Source organism: Streptomyces sp. NPDC051172, from assembly GCF_040682555.1.
Lineage (GTDB): Bacteria > Actinomycetota > Actinomycetes > Streptomycetales > Streptomycetaceae > Streptomyces.
This window is the reverse complement of the sequence record NZ_JBFBBE010000035.1, coordinates 37960-61803: the sequence shown is the minus strand read 5'-3', so window position 1 is coordinate 61803 and position 23844 is coordinate 37960. Positions and strand designations below refer to the sequence as shown.

Annotated in this window: 19 protein-coding genes, 2 pseudogenes and 1 riboswitch; of the genes and pseudogenes, 5 read left to right on the top strand and 16 right to left on the bottom strand. The window is 71.5% G+C overall.

Annotated features, from left to right (window positions below; all coding sequences use genetic code 11):
• Positions 1–34: 34 nt before the first annotated feature.
• Positions 35–124, bottom strand: a riboswitch (ZMP/ZTP riboswitch).
• 101 nt (positions 125–225) lie between these two features.
• A complete protein-coding gene (rocD, locus tag AB0N07_RS22155; RefSeq protein ID WP_365837536.1) occupies positions 226–1431 on the top strand; it encodes an ornithine--oxo-acid transaminase in 1206 nt (401 codons plus the stop codon).
• 165 nt (positions 1432–1596) lie between these two features.
• Entirely contained in the window at positions 1597–2439 is an 843-nt protein-coding gene (locus tag AB0N07_RS22150; protein WP_365837583.1) for a hypothetical protein, read from the top strand.
• A 61-nt stretch (positions 2440–2500) separates the two neighbouring features.
• On the opposite strand, the gene AB0N07_RS22145 is transcribed toward AB0N07_RS22150, so the two are convergent.
• Entirely contained in the window at positions 2501–3901 is a 1401-nt protein-coding gene (locus tag AB0N07_RS22145) for a PLP-dependent aminotransferase family protein (protein WP_365837534.1), read from the bottom strand.
• Positions 3902–3948: 47 nt separating this feature from the next.
• Between AB0N07_RS22145 and AB0N07_RS22140 the strand changes: the two genes are divergently transcribed.
• On the top strand, positions 3949–4446 hold the full coding sequence (locus AB0N07_RS22140; RefSeq protein WP_365837532.1) for a carboxymuconolactone decarboxylase family protein: 498 nt from the start codon (positions 3949–3951) through the stop codon (positions 4444–4446).
• Between the two features lie 10 nt (positions 4447–4456).
• Positions 4457–5185 carry an isocitrate lyase/phosphoenolpyruvate mutase family protein gene (locus tag AB0N07_RS22135; protein WP_365837530.1) on the top strand — a complete coding sequence of 243 codons (729 nt, stop codon included), beginning with the start codon at positions 4457–4459 and terminating at the stop codon, positions 5183–5185.
• On the opposite strand, the gene AB0N07_RS22130 is transcribed toward AB0N07_RS22135, so the two are convergent.
• The 8 genes and pseudogenes from AB0N07_RS22130 to AB0N07_RS22095 form a co-directional block, all read right to left on the bottom strand.
• Positions 5186–6157 carry an ABC transporter substrate-binding protein gene (locus AB0N07_RS22130; protein WP_365837528.1) on the bottom strand — a complete coding sequence of 324 codons (972 nt, stop codon included), beginning with the start codon at positions 6155–6157 and terminating at the stop codon, positions 5186–5188.
• 1 nt (position 6158) lies between these two features.
• Positions 6159–8102, bottom strand: coding sequence for an ABC transporter permease subunit (locus tag AB0N07_RS22125; RefSeq protein ID WP_365837526.1), 1944 nt, complete (start codon positions 8100–8102; stop codon positions 6159–6161).
• Positions 8102–9154, bottom strand: coding sequence for a glycine betaine/L-proline ABC transporter ATP-binding protein (locus AB0N07_RS22120; protein ID WP_365837524.1), 1053 nt, complete (start codon positions 9152–9154; stop codon positions 8102–8104). The genes AB0N07_RS22125 and AB0N07_RS22120 overlap by 1 nt, the downstream gene beginning before the upstream one ends.
• A pseudogene (locus AB0N07_RS22115) lies at positions 9154–10684 on the bottom strand (GMC oxidoreductase). Before AB0N07_RS22115 ends, AB0N07_RS22120 begins: the two are co-directional and overlap by 1 nt.
• Before the next feature lie 136 nt (positions 10685–10820).
• The gene (locus AB0N07_RS22110) at positions 10821–12350 is read right to left on the bottom strand and encodes an aldehyde dehydrogenase family protein (RefSeq protein WP_365837522.1); all 1530 of its coding nucleotides are present in this window, start codon (positions 12348–12350) and stop codon (positions 10821–10823) included.
• 179 nt (positions 12351–12529) lie between these two features.
• Complete coding sequence (locus tag AB0N07_RS22105) at positions 12530–13585, bottom strand: hypothetical protein (protein WP_365837520.1); 1056 nt, start codon at positions 13583–13585, stop codon at positions 12530–12532.
• Positions 13586–13595: 10 nt separating this feature from the next.
• Positions 13596–13961 carry a hypothetical protein gene (locus AB0N07_RS22100; RefSeq protein ID WP_365837518.1) on the bottom strand — a complete coding sequence of 122 codons (366 nt, stop codon included), beginning with the start codon at positions 13959–13961 and terminating at the stop codon, positions 13596–13598.
• A complete protein-coding gene (locus tag AB0N07_RS22095; protein WP_365837517.1) occupies positions 13951–15735 on the bottom strand; it encodes a hypothetical protein in 1785 nt (594 codons plus the stop codon). Before AB0N07_RS22095 ends, AB0N07_RS22100 begins: the two co-directional genes overlap by 11 nt.
• Before the next feature lie 157 nt (positions 15736–15892).
• Between AB0N07_RS22095 and AB0N07_RS22090 the strand changes: the two genes are divergently transcribed.
• Entirely contained in the window at positions 15893–16813 is a 921-nt protein-coding gene (locus AB0N07_RS22090) for a helix-turn-helix domain-containing GNAT family N-acetyltransferase (RefSeq protein ID WP_365837516.1), read from the top strand.
• Positions 16814–16878: 65 nt separating this feature from the next.
• Here the strand turns inward: AB0N07_RS22090 and AB0N07_RS22085 are convergent.
• From AB0N07_RS22085 to AB0N07_RS22055, 7 genes and pseudogenes are all read right to left on the bottom strand, one after another.
• Positions 16879–17078, bottom strand: a pseudogene (locus tag AB0N07_RS22085) (LysR family transcriptional regulator); the annotation flags it as partial.
• 530 nt (positions 17079–17608) lie between these two features.
• On the bottom strand, positions 17609–18511 hold the full coding sequence (locus tag AB0N07_RS22080; protein WP_365837514.1) for a hypothetical protein: 903 nt from the start codon (positions 18509–18511) through the stop codon (positions 17609–17611).
• A gap of 136 nt (positions 18512–18647) precedes the next feature.
• A complete protein-coding gene (locus AB0N07_RS22075) occupies positions 18648–19637 on the bottom strand; it encodes a malate dehydrogenase (RefSeq protein ID WP_365837512.1) in 990 nt (329 codons plus the stop codon).
• Positions 19638–19979: 342 nt separating this feature from the next.
• The gene (locus tag AB0N07_RS22070; protein WP_365837510.1) at positions 19980–21227 is read right to left on the bottom strand and encodes a DUF2690 domain-containing protein; all 1248 of its coding nucleotides are present in this window, start codon (positions 21225–21227) and stop codon (positions 19980–19982) included.
• A 347-nt stretch (positions 21228–21574) separates the two neighbouring features.
• On the bottom strand, positions 21575–22060 hold the full coding sequence (locus AB0N07_RS22065) for a helix-turn-helix transcriptional regulator (protein WP_365837508.1): 486 nt from the start codon (positions 22058–22060) through the stop codon (positions 21575–21577).
• 250 nt (positions 22061–22310) lie between these two features.
• The gene (locus AB0N07_RS22060) at positions 22311–22733 is read right to left on the bottom strand and encodes a DUF3017 domain-containing protein (RefSeq protein WP_365837581.1); all 423 of its coding nucleotides are present in this window, start codon (positions 22731–22733) and stop codon (positions 22311–22313) included.
• A gap of 88 nt (positions 22734–22821) precedes the next feature.
• Positions 22822–23676 carry a bifunctional methylenetetrahydrofolate dehydrogenase/methenyltetrahydrofolate cyclohydrolase gene (locus AB0N07_RS22055; protein ID WP_365837506.1) on the bottom strand — a complete coding sequence of 285 codons (855 nt, stop codon included), beginning with the start codon at positions 23674–23676 and terminating at the stop codon, positions 22822–22824.
• Between the last annotated feature and the right edge of the window lie 168 nt (positions 23677–23844).

The window sequence follows — 23844 nt, the reverse complement described above, 5'->3', positions numbered from 1 at the left end:
TCCGGTGGCGTGGCGTGCAAGCGGTCACGGTTCTCGGTCTGGCCCAGGCGCACGGCACTCGGTCACGCACGGATCGCTCCCCGATGGTCCGTCCCATCCTTGCGCGCCAGTCACGACCCGTCGATCAGCCTACCGGCCACGCCGGAGAGCGCAGGTCCCGCGTCCACCATGCGAGCGACGATAGGAAAGGGGCACCCTCAGCACTCGGCACCTTCTGGAGATCCCGTGACCGCTACGGAGACACTCATCGCCGCCGCCGACGCGCACAGTGCGCACAACTACCACCCGCTGCCCGTGGTCGTCGCCTCCGCGGACGGGGCGTGGATGACGGATGTGGAGGGGAGGCGGTATCTGGACCTGTTGGCCGGTTATTCGGCGCTCAACTTCGGGCATCGCAACCGGCGGCTGGTGGAGGCGGCGAAGGCGCAGCTGGAGCGGGTGACGCTGACGTCGAGGGCGTTTCATCACGACCGGTTCGCGGCGTTCTGCTCCGAGCTCGCAGACCTGTGCGGGATGGAGCTGGTGCTGCCGATGAACACCGGAGCGGAGGCGGTGGAGACGGCGGTGAAGACGGCCCGGAAGTGGGGGTACCGGGTCAAGGGCGTGCCCGCGGAGATGGCGAAGATCGTGGTCGCGGGCAACAACTTCCACGGCCGTACGACGACCCTCGTCAGCTTCTCCACCGACCCGGAGGCCCGGGCGGACTTCGGTCCGTACACGCCTGGCTTCGAGATCGTGCCGTACGGCGACCTGACGGCGATGCGGTCGGCGGTCACGGAGAACACGGTGGCGGTGCTGCTGGAGCCGATCCAGGGCGAGGCGGGGGTGTTGGTGCCGCCGGCCGGTTATCTGCCGGCGGTGCGGGAGCTGACGCGTGAGCGGAACGTGCTGCTCGTGGCGGACGAGATCCAGTCGGGTCTTGGCCGGACGGGGAAGACCTTCGCTTGCGAGCACGAGGGCGTGGTGCCGGATGTGTATGTGCTCGGCAAGGCGCTGGGCGGCGGGATCGTGCCGGTGTCGGCGGTGGTGTCGTCGGCCGATGTGCTCGGGGTGTTCCGGCCCGGTGAGCACGGTTCGACGTTCGGAGGGAATCCGCTGGCCTGTGCGGTGGCCCTGGAAGTGATCGCGATGCTGCGGACGGGCGAGTTCCAGGCGCGGTCCGCGGAGCTGGGCGCTCATCTGCACCGGGAACTGGGGGCGTTGACCGGCACGGGACGAGTGCGGGCGGTGCGCGGGCGGGGGCTCTGGGCGGGCATCGACGTCGCGCCGCGGTACGGCACGGGGCGGGAGGTGTCCGAGAAGCTGATGGAGCGGGGGGTGCTGGTGAAGGACACACATGGGCCGACGGTGCGGATCGCACCGCCGTTGGTGATCGGGAAGGAAGATCTGGACTGGGGGCTCGCGCAGTTGCGGGCAGTACTGGGGATCTGAGCCGCTCGGCGAGGACCCGGGCGGGCTGCCGGCAGGGGCAGGGCCAGGGGGATCGCCACATATGCACCTTGCGTAGGTATGTAAAGCCAAAGATCGGTGAGAGGGGACACCGGGGCATCGCCGCTTCCTGCGCGTCTCCCCTACAGTCACTTTGTGATCTTTGGGATGGTGTGCGCGCTGGGCGCGGCGGTCTGCTTCGGTACCGCGACGGTTTTGCAGGCGGTTGCCGCGCGGTCGGCCGCTACGGGTGGGGGCGGGGAGGCGGCGCTGCTGCTGCGGGCCTTGCGGCAGTGGCGGTATCTGGCCGGGCTGGCGCTGGACGGGCTGGGGTTCGTGTTCCAGATCATCGCCCTGCGGTCGATCCCGATCTACGCGGTCGCGGCGGCGCTCGCGTCCAGCCTGGCGGTGACCGGGGTGGTCGCGGCGCGACTGCTGAAGGTGCGGCTGAGCGGGACGGAGTGGGGTGCGGTCGGGGTGGTGTGCGCCGGGCTCGCCATGCTGGGGCTGGCGTCCGGGGCCGAGGGGGGCCGCCACGGGTCGACGGCGCTGAAGTACGCGATGCTCGCTATCGCCGTGGTGGTGCTGCTGCTCGGGCTGTTCGCGGGGCGGTGGTCCGGGCGGGGGCGGGCGCTGGCGCTCGGCCTGGGAGCCGGGTTCGGGTTCGGGGTGGTGGAGGTGTCGGTGCGGCTGATCGACTCGCTCGCACCGTCGGAGCTGTTCACCAACCCGGCGACCTACGCCCTCGTCATCGGCGGGGGCGCCGCCTTCCTGCTGCTGACGTCGGCGTTGCAGCGCGGCTCCGTGACCACCGCCACCGCCGGGTTGGTGATCGGCGAGACGATCGGGCCGGCGGCGGTGGGTGTGGTGTGGCTCGGGGACCGTACCCGGGACGGGCTGGCCTGGCTTGCGGTGCTGGGATTCCTGATCGCCGTCGCGGGGGCGCTGGCGCTGGCGCGGTTCGGGGAGGCACCGACCACGGACGTCCCGACCACGGAAGCGGCGGCGTGAGCGATTCCTCCTCCGGCTGCTTGTCCGCTGGTGGCCGCGGAGCCGATGGAGAACAGCGCGATTACGGCCCCGCCGATTCCGGCAGTGCCGCGCACAGCGCGTCCAGGGTGCCCGCCCATGCACTGTCCGGTGGGGTCCCGTAGCCCACCACCAGTGCGTCGTGCGGCTCGACGGTCGCCTCGGGGTGCCGGAAGCGGTGCAGCCCGTGCACCGCGAGGCCCTGCCAGGCCGCCGCCCGCAGCGTCGCCTGCTCGGTGCCCGGCGGCAGCCGCAGCACCACGTGCAGGCCCGCCGCGATACCCGTGGCGCTGACCTGCGGGGCCCTGCGCGCGAGTTCCGCGACGAGTGCGTCCCGGCGACGGCGGTAGCGCAGCCGGGCGGCGCGCACATGCCGGTCGTAGGCGCCGGAGGTGAGGAACTCGGCGAGTGTCAGCTGGTCCAGGGCCCCGCAGGAGTCGATGTGCCCCTTGGCCTTCGCCGCCTCCCGGGCGAGGTCCGGCGGCAGGACCAGCCAGGCCAGTCTGAGGCCGGGGGCGAGGGACTTGCTTGCCGTACCCGCGTAGGCGACATGGTCCGGGTCCAGGCCCTGGAGGGCGCCGACGGGCTGGCGGTCGTAGCGGAACTCGCCGTCGTAGTCGTCCTCGACGATCAGGCCGCCGGTGCGGCGCGCCCAGTCGACGGCGGCCGCGCGCCGGTCGCGGTGCAGGGTGCCGCCCATCGGGAACTGGTGGGCGGGGGTGAGCAGGACCGCGTCCTCGTCCGTCAACTCCCCCGGGTTCGTCCCCCGTTCGTCGAACGGCAGCGGGACCGTCCGCAGCCCGGCCTGAGCCAGCAGGTTCCAGTGCACGTAGAGGCCGTACGACTCCACCGCGACGGTGCTCGCGCCGCGCGCCCGCAGTACCGCGCCGAGAATGCGCAGACCGTGCGAGATGCCCGCGCACACCAGGATGCGTTCCGGGTCGGTGCGCACACCCCGGGCACGGGCGAGGTAGTCGGCGAGGGCGGTGCGCAGTTCGATGCGGCCGCGCGGGTCACCGTAGTCGAGGGCCTGGTACGGGGCCCCGGTGAGGGCGCGGCGGGCGGCCTTGAGCCACTGGGCGCGGGGGAAGGAGGCCAGGTCGGGGGTGCCGGGGATCAGGTCGTAGGCGGGGCGGTCGACGGTGCGGGAGCGGGGTGCGGGCGCGGCGGGCCGGCTCACCGCCCGGTCGGCCACCCTGGTGCCCGAGCCCTGCCGTGCCGTCAGCCAGCCCTCCGCGACCAGGTCGGCGTACGCGTCGGCGACCGTGTTGCGGGCGATGCCCAGGTCGGCGGCGAGGGTGCGGGAGGAGGGCAGCCGGGTGCCGGGAGCCAGCCGACCGGTGCGGACGGCCTCGCGCAGGGCGTCGGTGAGCCCCCTGCGGCGGCCGGGACCCGTCGGCTCCAGGTGTAGGTCGACGCCCAAAGTGGCCCAGGATTTCGCCATGGGAATGGACCATACCGCTGGGCTGCCTCACTTCTAGGGTCGAAGTCATGCCGACAGAAGAAGCCACCGCGTACGCGCCCGAGCAGCCCGCCCGGCTGCTCTGGGCCCAGCACGCCCCCGAGGTCTACAGGGCGATGGTCCGCCTGGACGCGGCCGCCCGGCAGGGCCTCGACCCGAAGCTGCTGGAGCTGGTGAAGATCCGCGCCTCGCAGCTCAACCACTGTGCGTTCTGCCTGGACATGCACACCAAGGACGCGCTCGCGGCCGGTGAGCGCGTCGAGCGGATCGTCCAGCTCGGCGCGTGGGAGGAGTCGAGGCACTTCTACACGGAGAAGGAGCTCGCCGCCCTGGAGCTGACCGAGGCGGTCACCGTGCTGACCGACGGCTTCGTCCGGGACGAGGTGTACGAACACGCCGCCAAGCACTTCGAGGAGCCCGAGCTGGCGCAGCTGATCGCCGCGATCACGGTGATCAACGCGTGGAACCGGTTCGGCGTGACCTGCCGCATGGCTCCCGGCCACTACGAGGCGGGACAGCACAAGTGAGCCGTACGTCATGAGCAAGGTGGATGTCTTCCGTGCGCTGCACAGGCGCCGCACCCCGGACGACCCGCTCGTCCTCCCCGGACCCTGGGACGTGGTGAGCGCCCGGGTTTTCGTCGAGGCCGGTTTCCCCGCGCTCGCGACGCCCAGCGCGGGGATCGCCGCTTCCCTCGGACACGAGGACGGGTCCACACCGACCGAGGAGATGTTCGCTGCGGTGGCGCGCATCGCACGGACCGTGGACGTGCCGGTGTCGGCGGATGTCGAGGACGGTTACGGGCTCGCGCCCGAGGAGCTGGTGGAGCGGCTCCTGGAGGCGGGCGCCGTGGGCTGCAACCTCGAGGACTCGAACGGAGGTGTCCTCAAGGACCCGCACGAGCACGCCGAGTGGCTCGCCGGGGTGCGGTACGCGGCGGGCGACCGGCTCTTCGTCAACGCCCGCGTCGACACCTTCTGCCACGGGGACGGCGACCCCGAACGGGCCATCGAGCGGGCCGCGTTGTACGTCGCCGCGGGCGCCGACTGCATCTATCCGATCGGTGCCCCGGCGGACGTGCTGCCGCTGCTGCGGTCCGGGATCCAGGGGCCGATCAATGTGCACGGCACGCTGGACGGCAGGGGCCCCTCGCCCACCGAACTCGGTGAACTCGGGGCCACCCGCGTCACGTTCGGGCCCGGGCTGCAGCGCTGGGCTGCGCTGGCACTGCAGGGGATGGCCGAGCAGCTGAGGAAGCGGCAGTGATCAGGACAGCCACGCCTTCCATGTCGAAGCGTGGCTGTCCACCCACTTCTTCGCCGCCTGTTCCGGGGTCAGCTTCTGGTCGGCGATCATCAGGGAGACCTGGTTCTGGTCCTCGGTCGTCCACTTGAACTTCTTCAGGAAGGCCGCCGCCTTGCCGCCCCGCTTCGCGAAGTCGGCGTTGAGGTACTTCTGCAGCGGGGTGTGCGGGTAGGCGCAGGCGACCTTCGCCGGGTCCGTGTCGCAGCCCTCCTTGTACGGCGGCAGCTTCACCTCGGTCATGGGGACCTTCTTGAACAGCCACTGCGGCGCGTACCAGTACGTCAGGAAGGGCTTCTTCTCCTTGGCGAACTGTTTCATCTGGGTGATCTGTGCGGCCTCGGAGCCCGCGAACACCACCTGGTAGTCCAGCTTCAGGTTCTTCACCAGCGCCTTGTCGTTGGTGACGTAGGACGGTGAGCCGTCCATCAGCTGGCCCTTGCCGCCGCTCTCCGCGGTGCGGAACAGCGACGAGTACTTGTTGAGGTTCTTCCAGTCGGTGATGTCGGGGTGCTGCTTGACCAGGTACGTCGGCACATACCAGCCGATGTGGCCGGTCACTCCGAGGCCGCCGCCGCGCGCGATGGTCTTCTTGTCGTCGACGTAGCGCTTCTCCTGGTCGGGGTGGCCCCAGTCCTCCAGGATGGCGTCGACGCGGCCCTGGCTGAGCGCGTCCCAGGCGGGGACCTCGTCGACCTGGACGGTGTCGACGCGGTAGCCGAGCTTGTGCTCCAGGAGGTACTGGGCGACAGCCACGTTGGACTGCGCACCCACCCACGACTGGACGGACAGGGTCAGGCTCTTGGCGCCCTGCGCGTTGGCGAACGGGGACGCCTGCTTGGTCATGTCGGCGGCGCCGCAGCCGGTGAGCAGCACCAGGGAGCCCACCACGGCGGCCGTACTCAGAGCCGTACTCGTCTTCGTACGAAGTCGCATGTCACGCTCCCTTCTTCGCGCGGCGTTCGGTCGGCTGGGTCACCCGGTCGAGCATCAGGCCGAGGCAGACGATCGCGGCGCCCGCCACCAGGCCGGTCGCCAGGTCGCCCTGGGCCAGGCCGAAGACGGTGTCGTAGCCGAGCGCGCCACCGCCGACCAGGCCGCCGATGACGACGACGGCGAGGACGAGGACCACGCCCTGGTTGACGGCGAGCAGCAACGCCGGGCGGGCGAGCGGGAGTTGTACCTGGCGCAGCTGCTGGGCGGGGGTCGCGCCGAGCGAGCGCGCCGACTCCAGGGCGGCCGGGTCGACCTGGCGCAGGCCCTGCGTGGTGATGCGGGCGACGGCGGGCAGCGCGTAGACGACGGCGGCCGCCGCGGCGGGCGCGCGGCCCACGCCGAACAGCGCGACCACCGGGATCAGGTACACGAACTGCGGCATCGTCTGGAAGACGTCCAGGACGGGCCGGAGCAGACGCTCGAACCGGTCGCTGCGGGCCGCCGCGACACCGATGGCGAAGCCCAGGACCAGGGTGACGGCGACGGCCGCCAGCACCTGGGAGAGCGTGTCGAGCGAGGGCTGCCACACGCCGAGCACGCCGATCGCGGCCATGGCGAGGACCGCGGTGAGCGCGGTGCGCCAGGTGCCGATCAGCCAGGCCAGGGCGGCGACGACGAGCAGGACCGACCACCAGGGCAGCGACTGCAGGCCGCTGCGGACCGGGTTCAGCACCCAGGTGGTGAAGTGGCCCGCCCAGTCGGCGGTGCCGCCCACGACGGGCACGCCCGAGTACAGGTGCGCGGTCATCCAGTCGACGGCACGGTTGACCGGCGCGGCGATGTCGAACGTCCAGGAGTCGGGCCAGTCGAGGCGGCCCGCCAGCCGTCCGGCGAGCGCGACGGCCACGGCGGCGGCAGCGGCGTAGAGCCACGGCCTCAGGCTTCCGGGCTCCTCGCCGGCCAGCTCGCCCGCGGCGCCGGTCACCCGGTCCAGTACGACGGCGAGCAGCACGATCGGGATGCCGGCCGCGAGCGCCGCGCCCACGTCGACGGAGGCCAGCGCCTGGTAGACGCGGTCACCGAGGCCGCCCGCGCCGATGACGGAGGCGATGACGGCCATCGACAGCGCCATCATGATCGTCTGGTTGAGGCCGAGGAGGAGCTCCTTGCGGGCCAGCGGGATCCTGGCGGTCAGCAGGCGCTGGGGCGCGGTGGCGCCGAGCGAGTCGACGGCCTCCAGGACCTCCTTGTCGGCGCCCTGCAGACCGAGGGCGGTGAGGCGGGCCATCGGCGGGGCGGCGTAGACGACGGTCGCGAGGACCGCGGCGGGCACGCCCATGCCGAAGACCAGCACGACGGGCAGCAGATACGCGTAGGCGGGCAGCACCTGCATGGTGTCGAGGACCGGGCGCAGGCCGCGGTCGAGGCGGTCGGAGAGCCCGGCGGCGAGCCCGAGGACCACGCCGACCGCGACCGAAACGAGCACGGCGACCACCATCAGTGCCAGCGTCTGCATGGTCGGCACCCACATACCGAGCAGACCGCAGGCCAGGAACGCGGCGCCCGTACCGAGGGCGAGCCGCACTCCGGCGACGCGCCAGGCGACGAGGGCACCGATGGCCGTGACGCCGGCCCAGCCCGCGGCGAGGAGGACCAGATAGACGGCGCGTACGGAGATCACGACCGCGTTGCTGATGTAGCCGAAGAAGTAGAGGAACAGCGGGTTGCTGTCCCGGTTGTCGATGATCCAGTTGCTGGCGCCGGTCAGCGGCTTGGACAGGTCGACGGTGAGGGCGGCGGGCCAACTGCCGCTGGCCCAGCGGGCGTTGGCGAGCGGGACGAGGATCGCGGCGGCGAGGGCGAGGAGCAGCAGCTTCTGCACCGCACGGTGTTTCAGCAGACCGCCGGGCAGTGCGCGCGGGGCGGATGCGGTGACCGTGGCCATCAGGCCGCCTCCTTCCGCGGCTCCGTTCCGGCGACGACGCCGAGCAGCCTCTCGTGGTCGACGACCCCCAGGCAGCGGCCGTCGTCGACCACACACGCCGGCTTGCCGCTCGCGGCCACGACCTTGATCGCGTCGGCGACGAGCTCGCCGGGGGCGAGCGCCCCGGGATGCTCCGTGCCGCCGCAGTCCCCGGGCCGCATGGCCGTGCGTACGGTCATGACCTGCTCACGGGAGACGTCCCGGACGAACTCGCGGACGTAGTCGTCCGCCGGGCTGCCGACGATCTCCTCCGGAGTGCCCAGCTGGACGACTCGGCCGTCGCGCATCAGGGCGATGCGGTCGCCGAGCTTCAGGGCCTCGCTCAGGTCGTGGGTGATGAAGACCATCGTGCGGCCCTCCTCGCGGTGCAGGCGGACCACCTCCTCCTGCATGTCCCGCCGGATCAGCGGGTCGAGGGCGCTGAACGGCTCGTCGAACAGCAGGACCTCGGGGTCCACGGCCAGGGCGCGGGCGAGACCCACGCGCTGCCGCTGGCCGCCGGAGAGCTGGCTCGGACGGCGCTGCTCCATGCCGTCCAGGCCGACCTTGGCGACGACCTCCTGGGCGCGTGCCCGCCGCTCGGACCTGCCCACACCCTGGATCTCCAGGCCGTACGCCACGTTGTCGAGGACCGTGCGGTGCGGCAGCAGGCCGAAGTGCTGGAAGACCATGGCGGCGCGGTGGCGGCGCAGTTCGCGCAGCCGGGACTTGTCCATGGCGCGGACGTCCTCACCGTCGATGGCGATCGTGCCGGCCGTCGGCTCGATCAGCCGGGTCAGACAGCGCACCAGCGTGGACTTGCCGGAGCCGGACAGGCCCATCACCACGAACACCTCGCCCTTGCGCACGTCGAAGGAGACGTCACGGACTGCGGCCGTGCAGCCCGTACGGGCGCGGAGTTCGGCGGGTTCCAGCGAGGTCAGTCCGGCATCGGCGGGGACCCGGTCGGCCTTCGGGCCGAACACCTTCCACAGCCCCTCGACGGAGAAGACCGGCTTGTTCTTGACGTTCATCACGCACCACTTCCGATCAGGTCGACGGCTTTCTCCCCGACCATCAGCACTCCGATCATCGGGTTCACGGCGGTCATGGTCGGGAACACGGAGGCGTCCGCGATGCGGATCCCCTCCAGACCGCGGATCCTCAACTGCGGGTCGACGACGGCCAGTTCGTCGTCGCTCGCCCCCATCCGGCAGGTCCCCGCCGGGTGGTACACGGTGTGCGCGACACTGCGGGCGTACACGCTCAGCTCCTCGTCGCCGGTGATGTGCGGGCCGGGCGCCACCTCGCGCTTGAGCCAGCTCGCCAGCGGCTCCGTCCGCGCGATCTCGCGGGCGAGGCGGATGCCGTCGACCAGGGTGCGGCCGTCGTAGTCGTCCTCGTCCGTGAAGTACCGGAAGTCGAGGGCGGGCTTGGCCGACGGGTCGGCGCTGGTCAGGTACAGCCGGCCGCGGCTCTTCGGCTTCGGGATGTTGGGCGTCATCGAGACGCCGTACCTGGGCCGCTCGTATCCCAGCCGCTCCGGATTGTCCGTGAAGGGCACCTGGTAGAAGTGGAACATCAGGTCAGGGCCCTGGTGTTCGGGGTCGCGGCGCACGAACAGCCCGGCGTCGCTGTCCATCGCGGAGTTCTCCGGGAGGGGGCCGTGGGTCTCCCAGACGATCACCGACTCGGGGTGGTCGAGGAGGTTCTCGCCGACGCCCGGCAGGTCGAGCGCCACGGGTATGCCGAGCGCCTCCAGATCCTGCCGAGGACCGATGCCCGAGTGCAGCAGCAGCCGCGGGGAGTCGACGGCACCGGCACAGAGCAGCACCTCGCTGCGCGCCCGTACGAGGATCTCCTCGCCGTCCTTGGTGCGGACGTGCACGCCCTCGGCCCGGGTGCCGTTCAGCTCCAGCCGGTACGCCCAGGTCTCCAGGAGGATCGTCAGGTTCTCGCGCTCGTCCATCACCGGGTGCAGATAGGCCACCGAAGCCGACGACCGCTTGTTGTTCTCGGGGTGGTAGGCGAGGTCGAAGAAGCCCACGCCCTCGGTGAACGGCGAGCGGTTGAAGCCCTCGATCCGGGGCACGCCGAGCGCGTGCTGCGCGGCGTCGACGAAGTCGTTGGCGATGTCGTTACGGTCCTTCTCGTCGACCGGGACGATGTTGTTCAGCAGCCGGGCGAAGTACGCCTCCATCGGCACCGCGCCCCAGCCCTTGGCGCCGGCCTCCTCCCACTCGTCCCAGTCGGACGGCAGCGGCTTGAAGGCGATCAGAGTGTTGTGCGAGGAGCAGCCACCGAGCACCCGGGCCCGGCTGTGCCGGATGTGCGAGTTGCCGCGTGGCTTGCTCGGTGGTGGGGTAGTCGTAGTCCAGCTCACCGCCAAGAAGGCCCATCCAGCGGCGCAAGGTCAGTACGTCCTCACGCCCGACGTCACTGGGGCCGCCCTCGATGACGGCGACGGTGACATCGGGGTTCTCGGTCAGCCGGGAGGCGATGACGGAGCCGGCCGTTCCGCCTCCGATGACGACGTAGTCGTAGATCTGGGTGTTCTCGGACATGGGGTGTGGTAACTCCAGGTAATAAGTTCGAGGGGACGCGCCCCTTAAGGGGCGCGGGGAACTGCGCGACCAGCCACGACGCAGCCGCAGACAACCGACGGCCTACAAACGGCACCCAGCGGCGCGCAGCGCAGTCTCAGCCGCGGAACCAGCGCACAGCCCTGGGCGCCAGGTTCTGATACACGTGCTTGCTCTCGCGGTACTCGGCCAGCCCCGCAGGGCCCAGCTCACGCCCCACCCCGCTCTTGCCGAACCCGCCCCACTCCGCCTGCGGAAGATAGGGATGGAAGTCGTTGATCCACACGGTGCCGTGCCGCAGACGACCGGCCACCCGCCGGGCCCGCCCCGCGTCGGCGGTCCAGACGGCACCCGCGAGGCCGTACTCCGTGTCATTGGCGAGGGCGACGGCCTCGTCCTCGGTACGGAACGTCTCCACCGTGAGGACGGGCCCGAAGACCTCTTCGCGCACCACGCGCATCTCGCGGTGGCACTGGTCGAGGACGGTCGGCTCGTAGAAGTAGCCGCCCGCGGGGCGCTCCTCGGACGGCTCGGGGCGCCTGCCGCCGGTCCGCAGCACCGCGCCCTCGGCCAGCGCGGAGGCGACGTACGACTCGACCTTGGCGCGCTGCTGCGCGGAGACGAGGGGACCGCACTCGACGCCGTCCTCGGTGCCGCGGCCCAGGCGGATCCGGGCGGCCCGGCGGGCGAGCTCGGCGACGAAGCGCTCCCGTACGGACTCCTCGACGATGAGGCGGGAGCCGGCCGAGCAGACCTGGCCGCTGTGGATGAAGGCCGCGTTCAGGGCCTGGTCGACGGCGGTGTCGAACCCTTCGTCCGTCGCGCAGGCGTCGGCGAAGACGACGTTGGGGTTCTTGCCGCCGAGTTCCAGGGCGACCTTCTTGACGCTCGGGGCGGCGGCCTGCGCGACCTTGGTGCCGCTGACCAGGCCGCCGGTGAAGGAGACCAGGTCGACGTCGGGGTGCTCGGCGAGCCGGGCACCGACCGTGTGGCCGGGGCCGGTGACGATGCCCGCGACGCCGGTGGGGAGCCCGGCCTCGGAGAGCAGGTCGATGAGCGCGATGGTGGTGAGCGGGGTGATCTCGCTCGGCTTGATCACGAAGGTGTTGCCCGCCGCGAGAGCCGGAGCGATCTTCCAGCTGGCCTGGAGGAGCGGGTAGTTCCAGGGCGTGATCAGTGCGCAGACCCCGACCGGTTCGTGTACGACGACGCTGTGGATGTCGGGCGAGCCCGCGTCGACGACCCGGCCCGGGGCCTCGCCGGCCACCAGGTCGGCGAAGTAGCGGAAGGCGTCGGCGACGCAGTCGATGTCGACCCGGCCCTCTTCGACGGTCTTGCCGGCGTCGCGGCTCTCCAGCAGCCCGAGCCGCTCGCGGTCGCGCACGAGCAGGTCGGCGACGCGGCGCAGCAGCGCGGCGCGCTCGGCCACGGGGGTGCGGGGCCAGTCGCCGTGGTCGAAGGCGCGCCGGGCGGCAGCGACCGCCAGGTCGGTGTCCTTCTCGTCGCCCTCCGCAACCAGAGCGAAGCCCTGGCCGTCCGCGGGGTCGATGATCTCGCGCGTGGCACCGGAGACGGCTTCTCGCCACTCGCCTGCCACGTGGATGGTCGCCTGCGCGTCCAGCCCCTGGGTTTCCGCTCTCTCCGCCATGCCGTATTGCCTTCCGTTCCTGTTCGGTGCCCCTGAGTGACACGTGTGTCCCTCACGAGGACCGTGAGCGCCTGCCCCCCGCCTTCGGTTGCATGCGCAATCCATGGCGGAAAGTGCGCTGCGTCACTGAAAATGCGGGCAAAAGGTGCGAAAGAGGAGCGGATCGGAACGGAGAGCGGTCAGCCTGTGCCCGACTTCGCGTCACAGGTCGTGTAGGGCGGGCAGAACCAGGCCAACGCCGTGGTGAGCTGGGTGAGTTGGTCCTCGTGGCTGGCGGAGTCGGGGCCGTAGGAGGCGATGGCGTAGATGTTGCCGTCCGCCGCGACGAAACGCTCGTCGTAGACGTGCCAGGTGCCGATGTCGGGTTCGCCCTTGAGCGCGTCGGCCTGGTACTCCAGCCGTGAGCCGGTGAAGGCGCCGTCGTCGAGCTTCTGCAGATCGAGCTTCTTGAAACCGGCGGGCTTGGGCGTCTGGTCGGACAGATACAGCTGGAAGGAAGCGTCGGGGGACGACTCCTGCACCTGGTACACCTGCAGCCGGTGCTTCTGGTCGGCGCTGCGGTAGTTGACCACGGCCATCCCATACACCGAGGCGACGCTGCTGCGCGACCACCCCTCGGGTATCGCGATCCGGAACCCCTCGGTGTCGTCACGCAGCTCGTACCCCGCGGGCGGCGCGGAGGCCGACGGGGACGGCGACGCCGTGCCGTCGGCGAACGGCGACTGCGACACGTCCGGCGACGCGGAGGCCGTCGAGGACGGGACGGGACTCGCCGCCACGTGCTTCTTCCCCGACCCGTCGCCCTTGCCGACCACCAGGGTCAGTACGAGGCTCACGGCGACCCCGACCACGGCGGCACCGACGACCACGGACCAGACGAGCCGCCGGTTGAGCCCTGCGGCGGGGGCGGGTGAAGGGAGCGGCTCGGGGGGCGGCCAGGAGACATCACTGGACCACTCCGGCGCGGTGCCCTCGGCCCCCGGAGCGTGCCAGGCGCTGTCCACACCACTGCCGGGCCAGCCCTGCGCACCGACGGTGGGTGTCTCCGGCCCGACGGTGGGAGTCTCCGGTCCCACGGTGGGAGTCGATGTCGGAGGCTCCGGGTATTCCGGGGCCGTGACCGGCGCCCCCTCCTGCGCCGGCGTCGGCAGCGTCGGTTCGGCCGCCTGCGGGCCGCCCGTGCCGGCCTCCCAGCGCTGGGTGTCCTCGTTCCAGTACCGCTGTCCCCCGCTCATCGTGTCCCGCTCACCGCCCCAGGAGGCCGGCCAGGGCGCCGGCGGAGGAGAGGAAGGTGACCAGGGCCTGGGAGTCGGTGAGCAGTTCACGCAGACGCTGGCGGCGCGTGGGCGCCACCTGGCCGGTGCGGGTGATCTCGGTCTCCGTGTCGGCGAGCGCCCGACCCAGCGCGACCGTCTGGTCGGTGCTGTTCACCAGCGCCAGGTCCTCCCGCAACTTCCGCACGGCCACGAGGAGTTGCCGGGTCTCCTCGTCCGGCTGCGCCCCCGTGCCCTGGTGCACATGGCTCTCCGCGCTTGCGCCCCGGCCGGCGGCGACCGCGTTGTTGCTGCCCGAGATGTCACCGATGTTGATGCTCGGCTGTTCACTGGCCATTGCTGTCGGCCCCCTTCTGCGGCGCCGCGCCGCCCGAGACATTGGAACCGGAGGAGTAGGACGACGAGGCGGAGTTCTGCATGCCCGCCGCGATCGAGTTGTTGCTGCCCGAGATGTTGCCGATGTTGACGTCGCCGTTGCTGATGTTAACGATCTTCTGCATGAACTCGCCGGTCTCGTAACCGGCTTCGGCGAGCGCCGCCCGCACCCCGTTGGCGACCCGGTCCTGCACGCTCTTCAGATAGCGCGCCACGTCCATCTCCTGGAAGAGCGAACCGGTCTGCACCGAACCCAGTTCGCGCACCGACAGCGCCGGGCCGTCGGGCAGCGCGCCCGCGTACCCGCCGGTCAGCAGCCGCCACACGTAGACCAGGCCGCGGCCGAGCTGGGCGAACGAGCGCCCCGCCGAAGCGGGCACCAGCACGACGGCGCCGGCCGCCTTGCCCAGCACGTTGTTGTTGCGGAACCGGTGCGCCGTACGGTCGGCGTCCTTGAACTCCGTACGCACCGGCGTCAGCACATGCGGCGCGATCTCCAGCATCAGCATCCGGCCCTGGGTGTGGATGCGCACGAAGACCGCGACGACCAGCTCCTCCTCCCAGCCGCCGACGCGGATCCGCAGGAAGTGCCGCCGCTTCTCGGCGCCCTCCTCGACCGCCCGCGCCCGGTGCTCCTCGAAGGCCTGCGGGGTGTACGGCGCCTGGTCCCGGGTGAGCAGTCCCTCCGCGGGCAGGAACACGCACTCGTCGATCTCCAGCCAGCGCAGCCGGTCGCGGACGCCGGGGCCCGCGTACTCGGCCGGGACGCGAAGCTGTTCGAGCAGCGGGCGGACCCGCTCCAGAACCGCGCGGTTGCTGAGCGGCTGCTGCTTCTTCAGCTCGTCCCGCCGCAGTTCGACGGCGAGCACCCAGGTGTTGTACGCCGCTCCGGCCCCGCAGAACGGACGCGCCTCGTGGTACATGACCAGCGGCGCGTGCTGCTCGATGCGGATGCGCTGCTTCAGCCGCTGGAAGCGGGGGTTCTCGGCCTGCTCGGCGGGGTCGGAGGCGGCGTCCGGGAAGCGCTGCGGGGAGAGCTCGGCGGCCAGTGCGCGGCTGAACTGGTGGCGCTGGGAGTGCACACACCAGGCGATGAGCGCGAACACGGCGAGCGTGAGCCAGGCCTGCCACGGCTTGATCGCGTCGGCGAGGCTGGTCGGCGAGAGCGCTTCGCCGACGCTCGGCGAGTTCGAGTAGCCGTAGCCGTAGTCCGAGCTGTACGAACCGTAGGAGGAGCTGTTGTCCGAGCCGCCGCCGAACGCGGCGACGACCATCAGGACCAGTATCGTCGCGAAGAACGTACGGCCCCACCAGCGGACGAGGAACGCGGCGATCCGGCGGTACAGCGGCGGCTGTTCGCCGCGCCCCCTGACCCACGGCGCGAGGGCGAGCAGCACGCTCGGCCAGAGGAAGAAGAGCAGCAGCCCTCCGCTGAGGGCCGAGCCGACCACCCACAGCCCGAGGATCGCCCCGGCCCACAGCAGCTCCTGGCGGCGGGCGCGCAGGGCGTGCGCGAGGACCCGGGCGGCGTCGAAGCCGAGCGAGGGCGCCACGATCCGCTGCTCGTTGAGGTGCAGTTCCTCGATCACGCGGTCGCGGTAAGCGGAGTCCAGATAGGTGCCCGCGCACAGCAGCCGGGTCGCCTCGCTGGCGTGCGGCGGAGTGGGCGGTGGTGTGGGTGGCGCGCCTGCGGGCGTCGTCGGCTGTGGTTGCTGTGGCACAAATGCGGTGCTCACGCGAACTCCCCCGATGCGTGGAAAGACCGTTGTCAGACGTTCAGTTGACAAACCATCAGCATAGAGGGGCCGGTGGTGCGGGTGGAAGCGGAATGCCAAGGGACGGACACGGAGAGCAGGGATGGACGCCCCGATATTCTTTGACTAAGGTCAAAGAATGGAGCCAGGACATACGGAGCCGGTGTCGACGGAGCAGGTGGCGGCACTCCGCCGGTTCAACCGCTACTTCACACGCCGCATCGGGGCCCTGGACGACCACTACCTCGGCCAGGACCGCCCGCTCGGTGAGGCCCGTCTGCTGTTCGAGATCGCCGAGAACCCGGGCGGGGTCTCACTCCGGGAACTCAGGAGCCGCCTCGGCCTCGACGCCGGCTACCTCAGCCGCATGGCGAAGGCGCTGGAGACACAGGGCCTGGTCCGGCTCAGTGTCCACCCGGACGACAACCGGCTGCGCATGGTGGAGCCGACGCCCGCCGGACACGTCGAGGTCAAGGAGCAGAACCGCCGGGCCAACGCCCTCGCCGCCGGCCTGCTGGACGCCCTCGACCCCGGCCGGCGCGCGCAGCTGATCGAGGCGATGACCACTTCGCAGCGTCTGCTGCGCCTGGCCGCCATCACCGTCGAACTCGTCGACGGCGCCGCCCCGGACGCCCGCGCCTGCCTGGACGCGTACGCCGCCGACATCGACGCACGCTTCCCGGAGGGCTTCGACAAGTCCGACCTGGTTGGCCCGGAAGAGGTGTCCGGGGAGGCGGGCGCGTTCTTCGTCGCGTACGAGGAGGGCCGCCCGGTGGGCTGCGGCGCGCTGCGCCGCCTGGAGCCCGGCGTCGGCGAGATCCGGCATGTGTGGGTGCACCCGCAGGCCCGGCGCCTCGGCCTCGCCCGCCGGATCCTCGGCGCCCTGGAGCAGGCGGCGGCCGCGCGCGGCTGCACCGTCGTACGCCTCGACACCCACGCGACCCTCACCGAGGCCCAGGCGATGTACCGGGCGTCCGGCTACACGGAGATCCCCGCCTACGTCGATCACGTCTACGGCGACCACTGGTTCGAGAAACGGCTGTCGGACCCGGCCGGCTGACCACCGGGCCGGCAGCTCGCGCACGGTCCGCCGCAGCCAGGCGGGTGCCGGGCGAGGCCGAGGCGGGTGGCGACCGCCCCCACCACCCGCCGTTTCAGGCCGAGTTCGGCGAGGGCGGTGTCCACGGGCCCGTGCAGCTTGCCCCGCCGAGACACGGTCGGGTGCCGGTCCTCGTGCAGGGCCTCCACATGCACCTCGGCGGCCGTCGTGTCCACGACCCCGAGTCGAGATCGGCGGTCCTTTCGCGCAGGACCGGTGCGTCCACCCACCCCGAGCAGCCCGTCGCGTGACCGCGAGACTCCATCGAGCAGGCACCCGCACAGCGGACCCGCTGGAACGGATCGCACAGAGCGTCCCGTCAGCCGCCCGAAAACACCGGCCGACGACCTGACGGGCCGGCCGGAGATCCACCCCGAAGACACGCCGCGCGCAGCCACACAGCACTCAACACCGCGCCCCGGACGAGCAGAAGGAGCGCATCGCCATCCTCAGCGGCGGATCGCACAGAGCGTGCCGTGGACCGCCCGGAAACGGTGGTCGACGACCTCACGGGCCGGGCCCGTCGAGTAGGCCGGGTGAGGTCCGCCACGCAGGCGCGCGCAACCCGCAAAACACTCAACACCGCGCCCCGGCCATCCTCAGCGGCGCCCGGACCGGCTCCGGGTCCAGGGCCGCGGACCCGCTGGAACGGATCGCACAGAGCGTCCCGTCAGCCGCCCGAAAACACCGGCCGACGACCTGACGGGCCGGCCGGAGATCCACCCCGAAGACACGCCGCGCGCAGCCACACAGCACTCAACACCGCGCCCCGGACGGGCAGAAGGAGCGGACGGCCATCTTCAGCGGCGCCCGGACCTGCTCCGGGGCGAGGTTCGCGGGTCCGCTGGAGCGGATCGCGTAGAGCGTGCCGTCGGCTGCTCGGAAGCGGTGGTCGATGACCTGGCGGGTGCCCTTGTGCTGGTCGTCGTAGCGGTACGACAGCTCCGCCCAGGTGTCGCCGTGGTCGCGCTCGACGACCTGGTAGCCGGGCTGCTTGGCGAAGCCGTAGCCGGGGTCGGTCTCGGCGCGGGTCAGGGAGTCGTACGGGGTGGACTCGGTGACCTCGAAGATCTGCAGCTGACGGCCGTCGGCGGGGGCGTCGTAGTAGACGATCCGGGCGAGCTTGCCCTGCTCCTCACGCCGGGTCCAGCCCTTCGGGACGTCGACCGAGTAGCCGACGGGGTCCTGGGCGCGGCGGTAGCCGACCGACGGGGACGAGGACGTCAGGAGCGAGGCGGACGCGGTGGGGGTGGGCGTCGGACTCTGCGGCGGGGTCGTCGTGACCGTGACGCTCACGCTCGTCGCGGGCGCGGCCCCGGTGCCGGGCGCGTGGTCGCGGTTGACGTACCAGGCGCCTGCTCCGGCGCCCGCGCCGAGGACGAGCGTGGCCGCAAGGACGGCCAGGACACGGCGGGCTCCGGCGCGCGGCTTCGCGGGAGGCGGAGGTGGCGGCCAGGTCGGCGGCAGGACACCGCCCGTGCGGGTCGGCGCGAAGGCCCAAGGCGGCGGCGCCTGGCCCGTCTGCGTCTCGGCCGACGACCACGGCGGCGGAGTCGCCGGCTGCCGGGCGGCCCAGGCCGCCTGGCCTCTGTCCTCGCTCGGTTCACGCTCCGGCCCGGAACCGGAGCGACCGCCGTCGTAGCCGTCCCAACCGCTCATGACACGCCCCCCGAATCACCCCATTGGGTACCGCTTCTGACGGTAGCGGCGAAAACGGCCACGGGCCCCGTTCCGGAAGGAACCGGAACGGGGCCCGTGCAGGGTCGTGACAGAACCGTGAAGCCGTGCGGCTCGGTCAGATGAGGCCGAGACCGCGGACCGCCTCGCGCTCCTCCTCGAGCTCCTTCACGGAGGCGTCGATGCGGGCGCGGGAGAACTCGTTGATGTCCAGGCCCTGGACGATCTCGTACTGGCCGTCCTTGGTGGTGACCGGGAAGGAGGAGATCAGGCCCTCCGGGACGCCGTAGGAGCCGTCCGACGGGATGCCCATGGAGGTCCAGTCGCCGTCCGCCGTGCCGTTGACCCAGGTGTACACGTGGTCGATGGCGGCGTTGGCGGCCGAGGCGGCCGAGGACGCGCCGCGGGCCTCGATGATCGCCGCACCGCGCTTGGCGACGGTCGGGATGAACTCCTCGGCCAGCCACTTCTCGTCGTTCACGGTCTCGGCAGCGTTCTTGCCGGCGACCGTGGCGTGGAAGATGTCGGGGTACTGGGTGGCCGAGTGGTTGCCCCAGATGGTCAGGCGCTTGATGTCGGCGACCGTGGTGCCCGTCTTCTTCGCGAGCTGGGTCAGCGCACGGTTGTGGTCGAGCCGGGTCATCGCGGTGAAGCGCTCGGCCGGTACGTCCGGCGCGGCGGCCTGCGCGATGAGCGCGTTGGTGTTGGCCGGGTTGCCGACGACGAGGACCTTGATGTCGTCCGCGGCGTTGTCGTTGATGGCCTTGCCCTGCGGCTTGAAGATGCCGCCGTTGGCGGAGAGCAGGTCGCCGCGCTCCATGCCCTTGGTGCGCGGGCGGGCGCCCACGAGGAGGGCGACGTTGGTGCCGTCGAAGGCGACGTTCGGGTCGTCCGTGATGTCGATGCCCTGCAGGAGCGGGAACGCGCAGTCGTCGAGCTCCATGGCCGTGCCCTCGGCGGCCTTCAGCGCGGGCGTGATCTCCAGCAGGCGCAGCTTGACCGGCACGTCCGCGCCGAGCAGCTGGCCGGAGGCGATGCGGAAGAGGAGGGCGTAACCGATCTGGCCGGCCGCGCCGGTGACGGTGACGTTCACGGGAGTGCGGGTCATGGCGTTCTCCGTATGACAGCTGGCGGTGGGCGTCCTTGCCCTGGGGTGCGGACGGACGTACAAATGATCGATCTCTTGGTATCAAGAGAGATCCACCGGTCAGGCTATCGCGCATCCGGGATCCCGGACGTCCGGGTCCGTGTGGCCCGTCCCACAGAGTGGACCGGCGACTCAACCGGCTCAGAAGAAAAGCGGGACGGGAGGAATAGTCGTCCCCATCCCGGGCACGCGAACCGTACCCCCACGGGAGTCCGGCACGGTCGGTCCCCCCACGGCGGCCGCCTCAGTCCCCCCTCTCCCGGACGGGGCGGCCGCCCCTTTTTCTGCCCTACTCGGTGCCGGCTACTTCGTGCAGCCCTTCTGCCCGGACGCCAGCGTCGCGCACGCCGTGGCCTCGCCCGCGTCCTTGACCGCGACCATCGGCGTGTAGGCGATGTTGTCCCCGGTGGCCGTGATGCTGTCGTTCTCCTTGGCCTTGCCGGCGGTCACCTGCACGGAATCCCCCTGGGTGGCCTGGGTGACCCGGCCCCACGCCGCACCGCACGTCTTGCTGTACCGCACCTCGACCGTGGAGGTGCCGACGACGGCGGTCTTGGCGGTGGTGACCGAGGCGGCGTCCTTGGTGCAGCCCATCGCCTCCGCGTCCTTGCCGGTGCAGGAGGCCCCGCTGCACTTCACTCCGGCCGGCAGGTCGGCCGGGGCACTGACGGACGGGGACGGCTTGGCCCCGCCCTCGTTCTTCTTGCCCGAGCCGTTGTCGGTCAGATAGAACACGGCCGCCATCACGACCAGTACGCCGACGAGACCCGCGAGGAACATCGTCAGCTTCCGCCTGCCGCCGCCCGGGGAGGAGCCCCCGCCGGAGCGCGGGCCCTGCGGCGGCTCACCGAACGGACTCGGCTTCGTCTCCGGCGTCCGGCCCTGACCGCCGGCCGCCGGCTGCGGCGCCGGAGCCGCTGCTGCGGGAGTACGCGCACCGGACGGTGACGGGCCCTTGTAGCCCGCCAGCCCCCACGAGTTGGCACCCGAGGAGCTCTCGGGCGCGTCCGCGGCGGGCGAGGCGCCGCTCTCCCGCACCGCGGCCGCCGCGTCCCGCACATCCGGCCCCACCGGCTGCGGCGGCACCGTCGGTGCCACGCCCGCCGGTCCCGCGATCCCGGGCATCGCCGTCGCGCTGCCGGACCTGCGGGCCGCAGAGCTGCTCTTGCTGCTCGCCTTGCCGCTCGCCTTGGCATTGGCGGGAGGCGCCCCGAACTCACCGAGCGCGGCGCGCGCCTGGGAGATGCGGATGGCCTCCATGGTCATGTCGTGGCGCATCTCCGAACGGCTCCAGGCACGCTCGGCGAGCTCCCACATGGTCGTCAGATGGATCGGGTTGGTACCCGTGACCTCGGCCAGCGCCACGATCGCGCCCTTGGGTGCGAGCAGCCGGCCGTTCAGGTACCGCTCCCAGGACGTCTTGCTGTAGCCCGTGCGGTCGGCCACCGACGCGATGCTCAGGCCACTGCGGTCCACGAGCCGGCGCAGCTGGCTCGCGAACTCCCTGACCTGCGGATCGAGTTCGTCCGGCAAGGCCCTCCAACGAGGCATTGCTTCCCCCCTCTTCCCCCCGGTTGGTGCTGGTGTTCCTCGCGTTCCCCCGCGCGTGGTACCCGTTCTGGCTACCCACAGGGATGCGCCCGGTAAGGATCTCGGTTCCCGGGATGGGGGCGCACGGGAGCGTTGGGGTCGTCCGACATGCACCGTTGCACGCCGACGCGACCGCGGTCCAATGTCCCACCGGCGGCCCCCTCCGCCGTCCGGCCGGACCCGCCCACACTAGGGCCCTCATCGAACAACCCCGTGTCAATTCCGCAAACTTGCCAATACATCGACACCGGAGACACACACGGACAACCTCGCCCGTCACGGTCGTATTCACCCCGCCCAGGGGCACCTCATCCGAGAGCGAGGACGCGCACGACCGCGATCACCAGCATGAGGAGCAGCAGCAGTACGGCGTACAGCAGCAGCCGCCCGCCCGGCCGCCGCCCGGTCTGTTCGGGCGTGTCCCACCAGGGCAGGGTGGGATCGTCCTCGTACTCCTCACCGCCCGGCCCTTCCGCTTCCCCCAAGCCGTCGGCGGGTTTCGCGGGAAGGGCAGCCTGGCGCGGCCAGGCCTGCACCGCCAGTTCCCAGCGCACCCCGAAGCGCTCGGCCTCCGTGTCGGCGAGGCCCGCGATCCGGCACAGGGCGGCGACCGCCTGCCGGGGCGGCGGCTGGGTGGCGTTGAGATAGCGGTGCCAGGAGGACTTGCTGTACGCGGTGCGGGCGCCGAGCGAGACGAGGCTGAGCCCCGTCCGGTCCTTGAGGAGCCGCAGCTGCTCCACGAAGTGCCGCACCTCCGGCGGCAGATCGTCCGGCAGCGGCTGCCAGCCGCCCATCGCGCACCTCCACGGCGTCCCTGGTGAGTCCCGGTCGCGTCGTCGCCCGGTCTGAGCAGGTGACGAAGCCGGCCGCCCGTTGGTTCCCGCGTTGCGGAACGGTCACCTCCGTGCCACAGCGCACTGACAGGCGATGAAGGGGCCGTTCACCGTGCAGGAGGGTTGCTTTCGGCGACGGCCCGTCCTTGCTCGGGGGAGAGGACGGGCCGGCGTCGTGAAAAGTTCCGCACGAGGACGGTCCGTGCGCGAACTAACCGTTCACCGTGAGATGCAGCGTGTCCTTCAGGAAGGGGATCTGCAGCCACGGGTGCGGCTGCACCATCATCGCCAGCAGCACGATCGCCAGGCCCAGCACGCCGTACGTCACGATGTCCGTGAAGCGGGAGCGTACGGCGAGCATGCCGACATCGGGCAGGATCCAGCGCAGCGCGGCCCCGGCCACCAGCGCGATGCCGATCAGCAGCGTGCCGTACCGGAAGACGTCCAGCGCGGTCAGCAGCAGGCCGAGCCCGACCAGGCCGAGGACGGCGAGGATCGGCCACTGCCGGGCGGGCGCGGGGGCATCGCTGGGAGCGGCCCGGCCGCCGCCCTCGGGACGTGCGGTGTCCTTCGTGAACAGCGGGAAGCGGCGCGTCACGCGACGCGGCCTGCCCTCGGCGTCGGGCGCGCTGATCGCGTCGCGGACGGTCTCCTCCGCCTGCCGCTCGGGGTCCTCGACCGCGCGCTCGGGCTGCTTCGCCGCGCCCTCGGGGCGCTTCGCCTCAGCCGGCACTGCGCTCCGCCGCCTCGACCACGTTGACGAGCAGCTGGGCACGGGTCATCGGGCCGACACCGCCGGGGTTCGGCGAGATCCAGCCGGCGACCTCGGCGACGCCCGGGTGGACGTCGCCCACGATCTTGCCCTCGGCGCTGCGCGAGACACCGACGTCGAGGACGGCGGCGCCCGGCTTCACGTCCTCGGGCCGGATCAGATGGGCCGAACCGGCGGCGGCGACGATGATGTCCGCGCGCTTGAGGTGGGACGAGAGGTCGCGGGTGCCGGTGTGGCACTGGGTCACGGTCGCGTTCTCGCTGCGGCGGGTGAGCAGCAGCGGCATCGGGCGGCCGATGGTGACACCGCGGCCTACGACCACGACCTCGGCGCCCTTGATCTCGACGCCGTACCGGCGGAGCAGGGTGAGGACACCGTTCGGGGTGCAGGGCAGCGGGGCCGGCTCGTTCAGGACGAGACGCCCCAGGTTCATCGGGTGCAGACCGTCGGCGTCCTTGTCCGGGTCCATCAGCTCCAGGATCCGGTTCTCGTCGATGCCCTTGGGCAGCGGCAGCTGGACGATGTAGCCGGTGCACGCCGGGTCCTCGTTCAGCTCCCGGACGACCGTCTCGATCTCCTCCTGCGTCGCCGTCTCCGGCAGCTCCCGCTGGATGGAGGCGATGCCGACCTGGGCGCAGTCGCGGTGCTTGCCGGCGACGTACTTCTGGCTGCCGGGATCGGTCCCGACGAGGATCGTGCCGAGGCCGGGCGTGACGCCCTTCTCCTTCAGCGCCGCCACGCGGGCGGTCAGATCGGACTTGATCGCGGCTGCGGTGGCCTTGCCATCGAGAATCTGGGCGGTCATGCCCCCATCCTCGCGGATGACCGCCCCCCGGTTCCAATCCGGGTGCCGTACCGGCGGCACGGCCATGATCGGCAAGATTGCACTTGCACAACACATGCGAAATGCCACTGGACAAGGCGAGCAGCCGTAAAGAACGATGAACGGCGCAGTATCGCGGTTCGTGTTCGG

Bases quoted from the DNA above. Each gene is read 5' to 3' on its own strand.
- AB0N07_RS22150 (WP_365837583.1), top strand. From the start codon at position 1,597: ATGGTGTGCGCGCTGGGCGCGGCGGTCTGCTTCGGTACCGCGACGGTT.
- AB0N07_RS22145 (WP_365837534.1), bottom strand. From the start codon at position 3,901: ATGGCGAAATCCTGGGCCACTTTGGGCGTCGACCTACACCTGGAGCCG.
- AB0N07_RS22140 (WP_365837532.1), top strand. From the start codon at position 3,949: ATGCCGACAGAAGAAGCCACCGCGTACGCGCCCGAGCAGCCCGCCCGG.
- AB0N07_RS22135 (WP_365837530.1), top strand. From the start codon at position 4,457: ATGAGCAAGGTGGATGTCTTCCGTGCGCTGCACAGGCGCCGCACCCCG.
- AB0N07_RS22130 (WP_365837528.1), bottom strand. From the start codon at position 6,157: ATGCGACTTCGTACGAAGACGAGTACGGCTCTGAGTACGGCCGCCGTG.
- AB0N07_RS22125 (WP_365837526.1), bottom strand. From the start codon at position 8,102: ATGGCCACGGTCACCGCATCCGCCCCGCGCGCACTGCCCGGCGGTCTG.
- AB0N07_RS22120 (WP_365837524.1), bottom strand. From the start codon at position 9,154: ATGAACGTCAAGAACAAGCCGGTCTTCTCCGTCGAGGGGCTGTGGAAG.
- AB0N07_RS22110 (WP_365837522.1), bottom strand. From the start codon at position 12,350: ATGGCGGAGAGAGCGGAAACCCAGGGGCTGGACGCGCAGGCGACCATC.
- AB0N07_RS22105 (WP_365837520.1), bottom strand. From the start codon at position 13,585: ATGAGCGGGGGACAGCGGTACTGGAACGAGGACACCCAGCGCTGGGAG.
- AB0N07_RS22100 (WP_365837518.1), bottom strand. From the start codon at position 13,961: ATGGCCAGTGAACAGCCGAGCATCAACATCGGTGACATCTCGGGCAGC.
- AB0N07_RS22090 (WP_365837516.1), top strand. From the start codon at position 15,893: ATGGAGCCAGGACATACGGAGCCGGTGTCGACGGAGCAGGTGGCGGCA.
- AB0N07_RS22080 (WP_365837514.1), bottom strand. From the start codon at position 18,511: ATGAGCGGTTGGGACGGCTACGACGGCGGTCGCTCCGGTTCCGGGCCG.
- AB0N07_RS22075 (WP_365837512.1), bottom strand. From the start codon at position 19,637: ATGACCCGCACTCCCGTGAACGTCACCGTCACCGGCGCGGCCGGCCAG.
- AB0N07_RS22070 (WP_365837510.1), bottom strand. From the start codon at position 21,227: ATGCCTCGTTGGAGGGCCTTGCCGGACGAACTCGATCCGCAGGTCAGG.
- AB0N07_RS22065 (WP_365837508.1), bottom strand. From the start codon at position 22,060: ATGGGCGGCTGGCAGCCGCTGCCGGACGATCTGCCGCCGGAGGTGCGG.
- AB0N07_RS22055 (WP_365837506.1), bottom strand. From the start codon at position 23,676: ATGACCGCCCAGATTCTCGATGGCAAGGCCACCGCAGCCGCGATCAAG.